Genomic DNA, 15544 nt, shown 5'->3' with positions numbered 1-15544 from the left:
AAATACGATAATGGGCTTGCTTGAGCTAATACTTTACCTAATTCGGCCTTAAACACCAAAAAAGTAGCAGAAAATGATGAATTAACCCACATCTGTTATTGAACTGTACTGAGTTTGTCATTTGGCTGAAATTGGACTGTTTCTGCTTAAGTCATTGTGATGATTAATCTTTATTGTTAATTATTCACAATGAACATGCTTTGAGTTCTCGCTATTTTTAGGTACAATCCATTGTCGCATTTTTGTTCACCCGATCATTTTTCTAGATAGATACGACTCTAGCTCCCCTTTTTGTGAGAAACGCTAATGACAGCAACAACATCTAATCATGCTCCTGCGGATATGAGCTTGCTCGAGGAGCCGATTGCGAAGCTTTTTTGGCGCTATACCATACCCACCATAGCTTCTATGTTGGTGACGGGCGTATATGTGACAATTGATGGCATCTTTGTTGGCCACTATTTAGGTGAAACAGGGCTGGCGGGGATGATGTTAGCTTACCCTGTGGGCGCGATTTTATACGCTATTGGCGCCATGATAGGTATGGGTAGCGCAGCATTAGTGTCGATCAATCTTGGTCAAGGTAATGTAGTCAAGGCCCGTAAACTACTGGGTAATGCCTTTACGTTATGTTTATTAACCGGATGCTTTTTTGCCCTTGTTGGCGGGATATTCTCGCGAGATATTTTGGTCGCCCTTGGGGCGCAAGGGGAGATGCTCGAAAATGCTAATGAATACTTATTCTGGTATTTTGCACTGTGTCATTTTCCCATAATTTCAATGACCTTCACCACACTGCTGCGTAATGATGGCAGGCCATCCATGGTGACTTGGGTGCTGATTTTGGGTGGTGTATTAAACACTTTCTTAGACTGGCTGTTTATTGTGGTTTTCCCCTTTGGTTTAGCGGGCGCAGCGATTGCGACTATGATGTCGCAGGCGGTGACAGGGCTTTTGTGTTTGCAGCATTTTTTTAGTCCTCGTACTCAGTTGAGGATCGACCTTGAGCAGATGAAGCTTAAGCTCGACAATTGTTTGAACATAGCCCGTGTCGGTTTCCCCAGCTTTTTGATGAACCTGTATTTGTCGATAGTGTTAACTCTGCACAACACGGCTTTTTTGTGGGTGGGCGGGCCTTTACACGTGGCAGCCTATGGCGTAGTCAGTTACACAGAAGCATTCTTCTATTTGATTTTTGAAGGTATTGCCCTCGGCACGCAGCCTATTTACAGCTTCAATGCGGGTGCTGGGCGTTTCGATAGGGTTAAGCAAGCACGCAATATTGCCTTTGGCATGACGCTACTCACCGCAGCCTTGGGCTTAGCATTGATTTATTCTCGCCCTGATTGGTTAGTGTATTTGTTTGCCGGTGATAATCAGAACCTAACGCCCGTGGCGATTGAAGGGATGCGCTGGTATTTCTGGGGCTTACCTATGGAAGGCTTAATCTTAGTCGGTGCGAGTTTCTTCCAAGCGATTAATTGCTCGAGACAAGCCTCTATGCTGACGGGCGCGAAACTTATCCTGATCGCGGCGATTATCTATTGCTTCGCTTGGATGTTTGGCGTGATTGGCGTGTGGATATCGCTCGCAACCTGTAGCACTATTCTGACGATATGGATGTTCTACGCTATGAAGCGAGTCGAGACGCGGCTGCAATAATTCTGCTTAGCTTAGGTCTTGCTGGTGTCTGCTTTTAGCGTGAGTTTATGATGAGGGAAGAGGGCAAAGCAAGGCTAAGGCGGCCAGATAAGCAGGAAGGGCGGTGATAGATCAGGGCAATAAGTGGTTAGTTTTGCCTGAGTTTCATAATCGATTTTACAATTGATTTCACCATTAATTTCACTATTGTTTTCAGTATCGGGGCGATTCATGGCCCCGATTGCCATTCAACGACTATCTTTGTGCGCCAAACATGACTTAGGGCTAGCGTGGGATGATGGCCTCTGATACATTTCGCTGGTTTAATCTGCTATCAAAAATGACGCCTTCAAGCGGGCGGTTTTTTCGAGGTCACAATCCTCAGAAAACAAGTCTAATTCGCTTTGAAGCTTAGGTCAGTTGATCGTCGATATAACTGGGTATTGAGCCGAATGACTCGCTCGTTGATTTTAGTAATTTATGTTTTATGAGGCCCTTATGCGCACCACTGCAGTCATTTCTATGCTGTTGCTTGGCGTGTTAACCAATGTTAATGCCAGTGCCAAAGAGAATGAGTTAGTGTTTGCCAGCGACTTTGAAGGTAATCGTTTATCTCAACCTTGGTCGTGGATCATGGGTTGTCAATTTGAAGGCGCGGAACCCCACAGTGGCGAAAGTGCGTTGTTATGTGCCGAAGGCAATAGCAGCATAGTCAGCAAGTATCCCATTTCTGAAGCGGGTCTATTGGAGTTTTGGGTTAAAACTCAAAATACTCAAACCCAGTATCGGATCAATGTATTAACCTCACCAGTATTAAAACTCGATGCCCAGTGGCAGCATGTTGCCTTAATCGATATCACTCCGGGTGCGAACGAATATTTAGCGCACCGAGTCTCTATCGACGATCCGAGCCGCCAGTATATTCGCCTCGACATTGAGTCCATTAATGGTCCCATCAGTCTTGATGATTTGAGCTTAGATAAAATTCGCCTCGATATGGCCCTGCAAAAAAATGAGCAGAAAATTATCGGCGGGATTTTAGATAAGCTTAAAGCTGACAAGAACTACGAAGTGCAGTCTGAGTCATTCCGCACCTTAGGCAAAAACTACGCCGCCCAGCTTGAGAGCCAAAGACAATACCTCGAATACTCGAATGCCATCTATTCCAGTATCACCTTTGTGTTGGCAACCTCTGAGCGCAACAAGATGTCTAACCCTATGGGATATAACACCTTTAGGTCGGTGCTTTCCGACACTAAACGTGTGGCATCACCTATCCAGCAGGCACGCTTGGGCTCTATGGTGAAACCCTTTGGCGATTTAGCCACCGCGACCTTAAATGTGGTCAGTGCCGGTGCTTATTCCGCCTTTGCCGAACCTTTTAAATCATTCTTGGCCGCGACCTTTGATCGCTCCAACTATGACAACAGCGACCTGAGCCGTAGCGATAAAAAGTTTGCCGAAGAAAATGGCCTGAAAATTTATCAGCAGGCCGAACGCTTTATGTCTGAAATCGAAAAAGAGCTGCAACAAGTCACGGCACTAGACAATGATTTAGTTAGCATGCAGAAGAACTTAGATACGTTTCGTAAGGATCTCGATAAGCATCTACGTGGCTATTTGCAGCATGCCGGCATTGCCCGCACGCCTGAAAACTACAGCCGAGTGATGAGTAAAGACGAGCAAACCCGAGCACTTGTGATTACTGAGGCCAGTGCCAATATCAGCGCCAAAGCCGAAGCTTTATTGGCTTCGAATAGCAATGCTGAACTGGTGCAGTACATGATTAAAACCACTGAAAAAATTGATGAATTTCAAGAATTCAAGGAGCGTTTTAACCAGATCACTTCGGCCATGCTAACCTTCTACGACAAATTTGAGCGCTCAATTGCCACTGAGCAAAACCCCTTCACCGACCCAAGCGATCGCGCCGTATGGGAGCAACACGCCCAAAGCGCCCGTAACTATATTCGCCAGTCGAAGGAAGCGTTCACTAAAGCCTTTATGTAAAGGATTGTTGTAACAACATCGACTGAGCTTTTTTCACCGAAATGGCAGCGCAAATCTTTTTCGCTGCCATTTTTATATCCTCAATTTACCAAAGCGATTGTTAAATAAGTCTCTATGGGAGCACTGTCCTCGTCTGAAATGCACCTATTTTTAATTAGCTAGAACGTTTTTTGCCTCAAATGAAGTCTCGTTGCTTTTGAACACTCTTATTCAAGTCATTTTAGCCAGAGCAGGTTGTAGGCAAACTGAAAGTGCATTATGTTGTTGATCTAAAATTGATGGCTAGATTTTTTTGTTAGCATGTCTTAAATACACTAATTTTTTAATGACTCTAGTTTAAGCTATTTTAGCTCGTACAAGTTGTAGATAAACCAAAAGTGCATTATGTTTTTGATCTAAAATGGATAGCTATATTTTTGTTTTGGTACAATGTAATTAATAATCTTTTAACGAGGCGTATATGAATAAAAATTTTTACTCCAAGCTTTCTGATAATTTAAGTGGTTTGTTTTTTGTTTCTAAGTTTAAATTGGCAAAAATATTTGTTTCAAAGAGCTCAGATGACGAACTCTTGAAAGGTGTTTTTCTTATCAAAGCTCGCGCAGGTATTTTAGTTTGTACTTGGTTTTGCCCGTTGATTCATTTTTCTTACCCTAGTGAACCACTAACGTTTTGGGTTTTTGATGGATGGGAACTTGGAGGAAGACGTAGTGGACTAATTTCATATAATGTAAATTCTGAATTATTATCGCCTAAAAAAGATGAGGATACATTGATAAATGAGGTGGCTGATTATATTACCCAAAGAGTAAAAGACTTTGATGATGTAAAAACACAAAATGATTTTATTAAACTGTTAAGTTTATTTCCATCATCAGTTTCTGGTGTATATAGTCAGTTGAATTTAGGCCTGTTGCATTACTGTGTTGGTGATAAGTTGCTTGGAGAAAAGATAATTAGAAATGCAATAGAATCAAAGGGGGGATATCCATTAATAGAAGGCGATGTGGTTGAGTTTTTATCTTGTCTAGATATGGGGGAAGATAAAACAAATGAATATATAGAAAAAATAAAAATACGTAATAGACAATATCTTGAAAAGTTTGGATTTTATTTGCATAAATAAATTTATCTATGGAAAAAGAATACAGTGACACCCAGCGCTGAAGGATCCCCTCATAAATCAGCCATAGCATAGCCATATTTGAGCAACTGATTGGCGAATAATACCCAGGCCGCCAGCAATTCTTTCTCCGTGATTTGATAATCAGGCCGCCTGAGTACCTCCAATCCCAAGCGAATCGTTGAGAGTACCGTTCGATGCCCAATGGTATTGGCCTGAAAATGCTTATCCCAGCCCTGTTGCTGTGCGTGTAAACCAACTAGCCACAACAGGCATTGAACCATCAACGCTATCAGTAGGATGATGTCGAATCGCTCTGGACTGTTGGTACGACTTTGGCGTAAGCCAAAGCCGTATGCCGGGCTTTTGAGGTCACGAAAGGTTTCCTCTATTTGCATACGTTTGGCGTACAGGTTTACCAGCTGCTTTGGGCTCCGAGATTCTGGTGGTAAATTGCTGGCTAACACCCAAGGCTCTTTCGCCGATGTTGAGTACGTTTTTGCCGATGGATGGTGGCAATTAGTCCTCGTTGAACGCTGATTTGTACGCCCCTTAGGTTTGCTACGATAAAGCGTGAGATGGCAATTGATAGGGTTAGTTTTGGTCAAGGTCTTACAACCCAGGCTCTTCGCTTGACCGTTGGCCAAGTCATGTGTACTGCGAACTGCACGCCAATTTTCAGCGCCAATATCTGCAAATTGAACTGTACCGCGAATACGGCTTAGCCAAAACCAACCATGCGCCTCAACCTCTTTGTACCAAGGCACTTTGAACCCCGCGTCAGTCACGATGAGAGGGGTAACATGCAAAGGTAAAATCTTGGCTAAGTCCGCTAAAAAACCGTTGTGGGAGGCCTTAGAGCATTGTTCTGATAGGGGATAGGACTTCTCATACAGGGTAATAGAGCGGCCATTGAAGGCTATTGAGGCGCGCAGGGCCATGATGCGTTTATGCTCTCGGATGTCTGACCAATCGACGAGCACAATCGGCATAGGGTTACCAGAACAGATGAGGCTGGCATGCCATTGGTAGACAGCTAACCGTTCTTGATGCAGATGCGTGTTGCCGAGCAAACGATCAATGCGCTTGATGTTGTGCTTGGTTCGGGCCGTGGTTGGTAAATTTCGACCTAACTCAGTCAAGGTCAGTGTCTTACATTCAATCAGTGCCTTAGAGGCCAGCATCAAGCTGTTTAATCGTTTTAGGTGAAGTTCTGGGCAGTATTGGTGTAAAGAATGTTGTAGGATATTGGCTTCGCGCATCTTGTTGTCCAAGTGTAGTTTTTGGCGAAACCATTTGATCATGCAACAAGATGCGCTTCCACCCTAATTTGATGATTTATTTGTAAATCATCAGGGGATTCTTCAGCACCCAGCGCTGAATAGCGCAGTTGTTAACCTCCGACTATGCTTGGGTTAAGCATTAAACAAGGAGGTTTGTAGAGGCTGTACATAATTCTGTGTCAGGTTAATTTCACAGAACGATATGGTTTTCTAAGCGCCCCTCAAAATGAGGCCGCGCCCTCGCAGAACTCAGATAAGTGTTGAAGACACTCCCGTCTATTACAGAGGAAGAGGGTTACACTGGCTTACAACACACTCCATATCTTAACTTCGCTCTGCGATGGAGTTCATAGACTTCACAACCTAACAATGGCTCAGTTCTATTAAGCACTGCGCCAAAACGTTCAAAGTAGTCTTCATTAACTTGTTTTGCACTGATAAGTGGTACTTCAATACTGACATCTACACGACCTTTACGTATTAACGCTGGATCAAGATTATCAAGATGATTTGTGGTCATTATGACAAGGCAGTCATCAAGAGGAATGACGCCGTCTAACGCGTTTAGCACGCCGCCTAAAGTGAGTGGTGGGTTATCTACATTGCTTTCAGCAGTACGTGATACCGTAGCCTTTACACAGTCACAATCCTCTATTAACAACATAGCTCCGGGCGCTACCTTTCTAATCGCCTTATGAATAGTGGCATCATTGACAGTCGATAGATTCAATATGTATAGATCGCGATGATACTCAACCGCTAAGACCCTCGCTATACCCGTCTTACCTGTGCCCGTTTTTCCATGTAGTAATATGGTTAGCTTACTGACAACCGATTTTCCCCGACTGGCGAAGTTATCAACTTCCCTCATCAACTCCTGCTTAAACCCTTCATCTAGCACTAAGTCACTAAACCCCGATGATTTCAATGTGCCGTAGCGACACCATTCGGTTTCCTCGAAAATATTCACTTTTGGCTCAGTAGAGATGTCCCCACGAGTATCTTCTAAAAAACTATGTAGTTTATCTTTTGCCCACCAGGGTGCACTTACAGTAATAGAATCGTATGCCATAGTACTATCGACCTTAGTACGGCTAGCCAACATGTAACAACCAGCGTATTTAAACAGGTGCATACCGTAGCCAATAGACTTAACACTGACACGCCCGTCGTAACTCGCACTATAGTCAAAGTACACAGCCTCAGAGATAGAGCGTGAAAAAAACGGAATGGTAGTATTACTGATCAAAAAGGACAGCTTATTGAATATCTCTGTGCGCGCCTGATGGCTATCGTCTATAGTGAGCCGCACAAACAGCAGGCTACTGAGCCAACTTAACAGTTTCGCGGGGACATCTTTTAGCATGTAGCCTACGAGTCCAATTAACGTAAATGTTAATACTCCAACAATGACAGCCGTCAACAAAGGATCACCATTGGTGAGCGCCTTTATTTGTAGTAATACTTCGTTCATTTACTCACCTTTACTATAAATGCCTCATGGAGATAGTCGAGAATACGACCAGCCGCGTCGAGGAGACTCGCAAGGCATCCTCAGCATTGTGCTATCGCACCAGGTTAAAGCGACTTGATAAAGATCCTCTACTTATCACTATCTATTGCTTTAGGCCGCGGCGCTCATCAAAGAGTAGGACGGCGCGGCCTTGCATCCACTGATTGACTTGCACAACATCCGTGTTTAACAGCCCGTTCGCCATCTGATGCTAACGTTTAAATAAGAAAGCCGCCAATAAAGGTCGGCTTTCGTGTTTCGATTGCCCCGTAACTTTTGTGTTTTCTTGGTTACATTAAATCTTGAGGCATCAGAGCAAATACACGTTCAAGCTGCAGGCGCCGTGAGCACCGACGACGAGGGCTTGTTCGATATCGGCGGTTTTTGAGGGGCCCGCGATAAACACCCCGAACTCACCTGAGGCTAGCGTGATTTCTTTTGCCGCCTGATGCATGTTCGGCACAATTTTATCGGTTGGTAGGGCTAAGATCAGGTTTTCGCAGATAAAAGGTGTCACTCTGTGGCCTAGATTCTTATTGTTCACCCAGATGGCACCGTTTTCGGCAACGCCAATTTCACCTGGAATTACCGCATAATCTATGTCTTTTAGCTCATGGGCGGTGGGGGGAACTTCGCGGTTTGCCGTTACGCCATCAACTAAAGAGATCACCTGCAACCCTTGGGCGATGAGTTCATCGACTTTGGCTTGTAGGGCTTGGATGCCACCATCTTTATGTAGTGTGCCCGCCACCGTATTTAGGTTAGTCTCAAACTGGCCGACGAGGTTTTCGAGCCTTGGCGCCACTTCTATGCTTGGCATAGGATGATTGGTTAAGGCCGACAGTTTGAGCGCATTGAGAATTTCAAGTTTACTAGACATCTTATAGGCTCCTATGTTTCTTAAACCAAGCTTCGAAGCTGGAGTTCGGGGCGACGGGCAGTTCACGGTATTTACCCCATGCACCGCTAAAGGGTTTTAACAGACTGCCCGGTAGAATGCGCAGCGCGGTTCTCGCCACACTCATAGAGCAATTCAGCATGGTTTCACTTGCCATAAATTTACCCACTAATGGCATATAACTATTTTTGCCATAAGGGAGTTTTCCGGCTTCGGCCTTAAGGCGTCTGTGGTGGAAAATAATCTTATCGAGCGGCACTTTTGTTGGGCAGACATAGGTACAGCTGCCACACAAGGTACAGGCCCAGGCAATCGAGTTAGTGTCATCAATCTTAGCGCCTACAGCGATACCAATGGGGCCTGGAATGGTGTAGTTGTAGCTGTAACCGCCGGAGCGACGATACACAGGGCAGGTATTGAGGCAACCACCACAACGGATACACTTCAATGATTCTGCAAGGATTTTATCCTTAAGCATCTCAGTGCGACCATTGTCGACAATAATAATATGCATCTCGCCAGCAGGCTGTGGACCACGGTAAAAGGCGCTATAAGTCGTAACAGGTTGACCCGTAGCGTTACGTGCTAAGGTACGCAGCAAAACGGCGGCACTGTCCACATCGGGCACCACTTTGTCGATCCCCATTGAATGCAACTGCAGTTTAGGCAAGTTAGCACCCATGTCGGCGTTGCCTTCGTTGGTACAAACCACCACGGCGCCTTTGTCAGCAATCGCCATGTTCACGCCTGTCATCGCGGCATCGGCAGTAAGGAATTTTTCTCGTAAATGTGCGCGGGCGGCACGGGTTAAATACAAGGGATCGGCTGCCCCTGCTTTAGTGCCGAGTTTCTCATGGAAGAGGTCGCCAACTTCTTCTTTTTTCATGTGAATAGCGGGCACCACTATGTGTGATGGCGGCATTTTGGCGAGCTGAATAATCCGCTCTCCTAAGTCAGTATCTATGACTTCAATACCACGTTGTTCTAAGTACGGATTGAGGTGACATTCCTCGGTCAGCATTGACTTAGACTTCACTAATTTTTTGACATTATGGCGCGATAAAATGTCATGGACGATACGATTATGTTCGGCGCCATCTTTTGCCCAATGGACTTGTATGCCGTTGGCGATACAGTTTTGCTCAAAGGTTTCGAGGTATTGGGCAAGATTTGTGAGCGTATGGAGCTTAATTTCTGAGCCTAACTGACGCAGCTGTTCCCACTCTGGGATACTACCCGCAGCGCGGTCGCGTTTTTCTCTGAGCATCCACAGCGCTTTTGAATGCCAGTCGACACGGGTTTCGTCGCGGCAGAAAATATCGGCTTTATGGGCATGGACCTGTGAGCCTTGACTAGCATCGTGATTATGGTTGTAAGCCATGGTGAGTCTCCTAAAGCGCGGCGTTCAGCACTTGCGCTATGTGGCGAATTTCAATCGGCAATTGCTGTCTGCGGATCATGCCATCGAGGTGCAACAGGCATGAAGGATCAAAACCTACGACATACTCTGCACCCGTTGCCGCGTGGGCTTGGGCCTTGTCTTTGCCCATTTTGGCTGACACAGCGCCCTCATCGACGGCGAACGTACCGCCAAAGCCACAGCATTCGTCACGGCGGTCGGGATAGACTATGTCTATACCCGCAATATTGGCGAGCACGGCTTCGACTTTGTTGAATCTTGGCCCCATCTGCTCGCTTGGTGTCGCAAGGCTTAACATGCGAATACCATGGCAACTCAGTTGCAGGCTTACCTTGTGCGCGAAGGGCTTGGTAAAGGCGGGGATCGGCGCGATATCGTGTAAAAACTCTGTCAGTTCATAGAGCTTGTTGATCACAGCTTGCGCTTCAGGGCTGCTATCAAACTCGTGGAAGTTTTCTTTGGCGGCCACTAAGCAAGAGGCGGCTGGGCAAACAATAGCGTCGCATTCCACTCCCTTAAAGGCGTTGAGCAATTTAAGGGTGGTACTGCGCGCTGCATCGAAGCAACCTGAGTTTGTCATCGGCTGGCCACAGCATGTTTGACCCGCAGGTAGAATCACTTGGTGCCCAAGTTTCTCTAATAATTCCAAGGTGGCAATAGCAACCTCTGGCATCATTTGATTGACTAGACACGGGATGAAAAGGGCGATTTTCATTGTGTTTTCTCTTTCTTGTTAGTGAACGACATTGCCTTGCACTGTGCCCCCAAAGTCCACACAAATGCTAAGGTAGTTGATCAAATATAGGCCTATCTAAAGTAAATAAGTAGCCCTAATTTAGTAAATGAGCTTGTAGATTTTTGCAAAAATGAGAATATTTTAAGTTTATGATTTTAATTGTTTTATTATGGTTTTATTTTGTAATTTAACTACAAGTTGAAGCGTGTCGGCCGATAAATGAGAATAGTTGTCTTATAAAGAAAAACGGGGCTACTTTGAGCCCCGTTTAGTCAGTGTTTTAGCGGCTGCACTCTTCGAGTAGATAAGCCAAATGGCGATAGGAAATGCCACTGTGTTGAGTCAAACCGACCTCACACATACGGTTGGCGTAATAGCCTTCCTTAATCTCGACAGGAATGAGCTTTTTGATATTACGCAGTGCACTGGCGTTGATTTCTGGTTTATACAAGCCTTTTTCACCCGCGTAACCACAGCAGTCAATTCCCGCAGGTTTAAGCACTTGGGCTGAGCACGCATCGGCAATAGCCTGCATCTTAGGCTCAAGTTTCATCTTGCGGGCGCTACAACCTAAGTGCAGTGCTACATTGACTTTTTTGCTGATGTTGAGCTTAGTTAGCAAGTTGTCGTGCATAAACTCAACTAAGTCGATAATTTGTACTTTGGGGTTACCCGTGAGGGTGCGATAGGTACAAGACAGTGCATCGACGACCACAGGCAACTTGCCGCCGTTGGTCATTTTGCTCACCGCATCGATAAGCTCTTGGCGTTTGGCATCGGCATTTTTAAAGTCGCCCTTAGACTCCCACATTTGACCACAGCACAAATCGCGGGTCTTTTCAGGGGTAATCACGTTATAACCCGCGCGTTCCAGTAGCGTGACGACGACTTCTGGCAGAGTGCGATTATCGGGATCTTTTGGTGTTGGACCAAAGGTTCTGCCGCCACAAGCAGGGAAGTAGACCACAGTTTCTTGGCCCACTTTTGCAGGGGAGGGTTTTGGCAGTTTGCCGCCTTTGGGGAAATCCGGATTCCAATACGGCACTTCTTTTGAAATCAAACGGCCGGTTTTCATTAGCGCATTGGTGATGCCATCGCCGGTGATTTTATGGATAACCCCGAGCATGTCAAAACCTGAGCTGATCACTTGGTTGACCGCGCCAAAATGTTTGGCTTGGAAATCTAAGACTTTTTGCTCAGTGGTCGTGATGTATGGCGTGCGCAACTTACGCACCAATTGGCCCATGCTGTTGTCAACCGGGCAGGCAATAGTACAAAGCTGACAGGCGGCGCAGGTATCAACCACATCGTACTTAGCGGCGGCGCGCATTTCGGCTGCGGCGGCTTTATCACCGGATTGCTCTAAGCGCTCGATTTCACGCAAAGTGGCGATACGCTGGCGCGGCGAGAAGTTCAGTGCCGATGTTGGACAGGTTTTTTCGCAGAAACCACATTCGATGCACTTATCGACAAAATCATCGACCACAGGGCAGGGCTTGATGTTTTTAACGTGGACATTGCTATCATCGTTGAGGATAACACCTGGGTTTAAGATACCCTTAGGATCAAACACTTGCTTGATACTTTTCATCAGGGTGTAGGCATCTTGCCCCCATTCTTTTTCGACAAACGGCGCCACAGCACGGCCAGTGCCATGCTCGGCTTTCATTGAACCGTCGTACTTATTAATCACCATATCGGCAATATCGTCCATAAAGGCATGGAAGCGGTCGATATCGGCTTGGGTAGAGAAAGTCGGCGTAATAATAAAATGGAAGTTACCCGCTAGGGCATGGCCATAGATACAGCCTTCAGGGTAACCATGTTTATGGAAAAGCTCAGTAATATCGTGTGCTGCTGCCGCTAGATGCTCGAGTTCGAAGGCTACGTCTTCGATAATGACCGAGGTGCCCTTTGGACGCTCGCCACCCACAATGGGGAATAAGCCTTTACGCATTGCCCAATACTTGTCACAAACTGCTGGGTTAGTACTAAATTCCATTGGGCGAATAAAGTCAAAGCCGGCGAGTTTCGCGGTGACATCTTGGGTATAAGCCTCGAGGGTTTGCGCGTCATCGGCACGGGATTCGATAAGCAAAATAGCGGATAATGCGGGCAATTCCGATAACCAGTCCGGCATACCAGGCTTACCCGTTACCGCTTTGATGGATGGCCAGTCGAGGAGCTCAGCCGCAGCAACGCTCTCACCGTTGATCAATGGAATCGCGCGGGCGGCATCTTCCATATTGTGGAATACAGCCATGGCCGAGGCTTTAAATTTAGCCTCATTGACTGTGTTGTAGGTGACTTCGTTAATGAAGGCGAGGGTGCCTTCCATACCCACCATTAAATGATTAATGATGTCGAAGGGATCGGTAAAATCGAGTAACGAGTTGATACCATAGCCAGTGGTATTCTTGATCGAATATTTTTTACGAATACGGTCCGCCAATAGCGCATTATGGCGAGTCATGTGTGACAGCTCTTTGATCGCATCGAGTAGTTTGCCGTGGGTTTTAGCAAATTCAGCCTTTGATTTCTCACAGCCAGTATCTAGCTCTGTACCATCGACAAAAAGCAGCTTTGCAGAGGCGATCGTTTGGTAACTGTTTTGGGCAGTGCCGCAGCACATACCTGAAGCATTATTGGCAACAATACCGCCAATCTTAGCCGAGGCAATGGTCGCAGGATCGGGACCAATTTTGCGGTTAAGTGGCGCCAATACGGCATTGGCATCGGAACCAATGACAGCGGCACCTAAGGTAATTTGTTTGGCATCGCTACTGACTTCAATCTTTCTAAAACCATCATGACCAAGAATGAGCAGTATGCCCTCACCGATAGCTTGGCCCGATAAACTGGTGCCCGCTGCTCTAAAAGTCACGGGCGCATTATGCTTCCTGGCTACCGCTAAGGTCTGTTTAACTTGCTCTAGGGTCTCGGCATGGACTACGACTTCTGGGACGATTCTGAAGTAACTCGCATCGGTGGACCAAGCAAAACGACGGACGGGATCATCCGTGACAGGGTGGTCGCCTAATTGCACTCTTAGATCATCGATGACCAATTTGTAGTTAATCGACATTGCATTGCTCTCTTTGTAAACTGACAGAAGTCGAAGTCATAGGTAGTGACTTCGACTGCTCAATTAAATCAATGAATTAGAAACCACCCCATAGGGTTGCAATAGTTCCTGCCAATAGGGCATAACCGATGGCAACCGGCATAGTCTTACGGATAATTTCTGATTCTCTACCCGCCATACCCACCACAGTGGCAGCGGCTACCACGTTCATTACGCACATCATGTTACCGGCGTTCGCACCTATACCTTGTAGTGCCAAAACCAATGTGTGGTTCATGCCAACATTGTCAGCCACACTGTATTGCAGACTGGAGAACATCATGTTCGAGAAAGTGGCTGAACCCGATAAGAAGGCACCAAAAATCCCTACTATAGGCGCCACCCATGCCCATACCGCCCCCATTGACTGGCCAAGCATATCGGCTAGGGCAACTGGCATAGAGGCAAGACCTGCACCATTAGCACCTGAGTTTAAGAAGATTTTCACCATAGGCACCGAAGCACCTAATGAAATAATGGTGGGTAACATGGACTTACATGACACACCGACCGTTTGCTTAATCGCAGGGCTTTTCATTTTGAACAGGAAGAAACCGAGAATACACACGGCGACGAAGAAGGCGCCTGGGGCGTATAGCGTCGCGAAGCTGGCCTTAAGTTCGGTGCCCATTAAACCTGTCCAGCTGATATTGAAGCTTGATAACCAGGCTTTAAGCGGCATAACTGTACGAGATAACACCAACAGCGCAGCCATGATGATATAGGGCGTCCAAGCGGCTATTTGTGAGAATTTGGCTGTGGCTTCAACCTTGACTCCCTCTTGACTGTCATTTTCGGCAAAATCATTCCAAGGAGTTTTAGGAAGCAAATAACCTTTGCGCGCAACAGGGATCACCAGTGCCATACCGATTAATGCACCGATAACCGCTGGGAATTCAGGGCCTGCGAGGTAGTTGATGATCCATGCGGGGACAGTAAACGCAAGGCCTGCAAAAATCGCAAATTTCCAAATCGCTAAGCCTTCCTTAAAGGATTTATTACGACCAAAGAATCCGGTCAGCATAGTCACCATGACCAGCGGGATTAATGAACCTGTGATTAAGTCGATAGTGATCATATGCATGACGATATATTGCGCGTAACCAGCATAGTTACCGCCATGTGCCGCAAATTGCTCCGCAGCCATGCTTACGCCACCTTGGATCAGACCCTGTTCCATCCCAAAGAGCACAGGTAAGCCAATCGCTCCAAATGATACGCAGGCTGAGTCGGCAATCAAAGCAACAACCGCAGCGGCAACCGGTGGTACGCCTAGCAGTACAAGCAGTGGTGCACCAATCGCGGCGGGTGTACCAAAGCCTGCACTGCCTTCGATAAAGGCGCCAAATAACCAACAAATGATAATGACCTGCACACGGGCATCGGCACTGATGTTAGTAAAGCCCGCACGGATGGTATCCATCGCACCTGAGTATTTCAGGGTATTGAGCAGGAATACCGCGCCGAAGATGATGGTTAATGGAGTGATGGCTGATAGCAGTCCCTCGAGGACCGATGCCGCCAGTAATGTGGTATCCATTTGCCAAATAAACACAGCGGCGAGCGCAGTGACTACCATGGATATGGGCATAGCCTTTGATGCAGGCATTCTGAGTAACACTAAAAATAGCATTACGCTGAGCACTGGCGTCAAGCTGGCGAGGAGTTGAAGTATTGTCATGCTTGCCTCTTCATAAAGTGGTCTGTCTTATTATTGATATTAGGATTTATCATCTGCCTTCATGTCGACTTCCCAGACCAATAAATCAGCAGTTAATACTGCAAGTACTTACGGT

10 protein-coding genes are annotated in these 15544 nt (G+C 46.3%); 3 read left to right on the top strand and 7 right to left on the bottom strand.

What is annotated here, in order from left to right; all coding sequences use genetic code 11:
• Positions 1-306: 306 nt before the first annotated feature.
• The 3 genes from AYJ58_RS17815 (at position 307) to AYJ58_RS17800 (ending at position 4777) form a co-directional block, all read left to right on the top strand.
• Positions 307-1662: an MATE family efflux transporter gene (locus AYJ58_RS17815; RefSeq protein WP_106651145.1), complete on the top strand. Its 1356-nt coding sequence runs from the start codon at positions 307-309 to the stop codon at positions 1660-1662.
• Between the two features lie 477 nt (positions 1663-2139).
• Entirely contained in the window at positions 2140-3651 is a 1512-nt protein-coding gene (bdpA, locus tag AYJ58_RS17805; RefSeq protein WP_106651144.1) for a BAR domain-like protein A BdpA, read from the top strand.
• A 460-nt stretch (positions 3652-4111) separates the two neighbouring features.
• Positions 4112-4777 (top strand): hypothetical protein, encoded by a 666-nt coding sequence (locus AYJ58_RS17800; protein ID WP_106651143.1) that lies wholly within the window; start codon positions 4112-4114, stop codon positions 4775-4777.
• A 50-nt stretch (positions 4778-4827) separates the two neighbouring features.
• On the opposite strand, the gene AYJ58_RS17795 is transcribed toward AYJ58_RS17800, so the two are convergent.
• The 7 genes from AYJ58_RS17795 to AYJ58_RS17765 form a co-directional block, all read right to left on the bottom strand.
• Positions 4828-6036, bottom strand: coding sequence for an IS4-like element IS10A family transposase (locus AYJ58_RS17795; RefSeq protein WP_001206290.1), 1209 nt, complete (start codon positions 6034-6036; stop codon positions 4828-4830).
• A gap of 316 nt (positions 6037-6352) precedes the next feature.
• Complete coding sequence (locus AYJ58_RS17790; protein WP_106651142.1) at positions 6353-7531, bottom strand: AAA family ATPase; 1179 nt, start codon at positions 7529-7531, stop codon at positions 6353-6355.
• A gap of 349 nt (positions 7532-7880) precedes the next feature.
• The gene (locus AYJ58_RS17785) at positions 7881-8450 is read right to left on the bottom strand and encodes a LutC/YkgG family protein (RefSeq protein WP_106651141.1); all 570 of its coding nucleotides are present in this window, start codon (positions 8448-8450) and stop codon (positions 7881-7883) included.
• Between the two features lies 1 nt (position 8451).
• Positions 8452-9849, bottom strand: coding sequence for a lactate utilization protein B (locus tag AYJ58_RS17780; protein ID WP_006085147.1), 1398 nt, complete (start codon positions 9847-9849; stop codon positions 8452-8454).
• A gap of 10 nt (positions 9850-9859) precedes the next feature.
• Positions 9860-10603, bottom strand: coding sequence for a (Fe-S)-binding protein (locus AYJ58_RS17775; RefSeq protein WP_006085148.1), 744 nt, complete (start codon positions 10601-10603; stop codon positions 9860-9862).
• Between the two features lie 301 nt (positions 10604-10904).
• Complete coding sequence (locus tag AYJ58_RS17770; protein WP_106651140.1) at positions 10905-13709, bottom strand: FAD-binding and (Fe-S)-binding domain-containing protein; 2805 nt, start codon at positions 13707-13709, stop codon at positions 10905-10907.
• Positions 13710-13785: 76 nt separating this feature from the next.
• Positions 13786-15429, bottom strand: coding sequence for an L-lactate permease (locus AYJ58_RS17765; protein ID WP_106651139.1), 1644 nt, complete (start codon positions 15427-15429; stop codon positions 13786-13788).
• Between the last annotated feature and the right edge of the window lie 115 nt (positions 15430-15544).

The organism is Shewanella sp. Pdp11 (assembly GCF_002838165.1).
Classification (GTDB): domain Bacteria; phylum Pseudomonadota; class Gammaproteobacteria; order Enterobacterales; family Shewanellaceae; genus Shewanella; species Shewanella hafniensis.
This window is presented reverse-complemented; position numbering and strand designations above follow the sequence as displayed.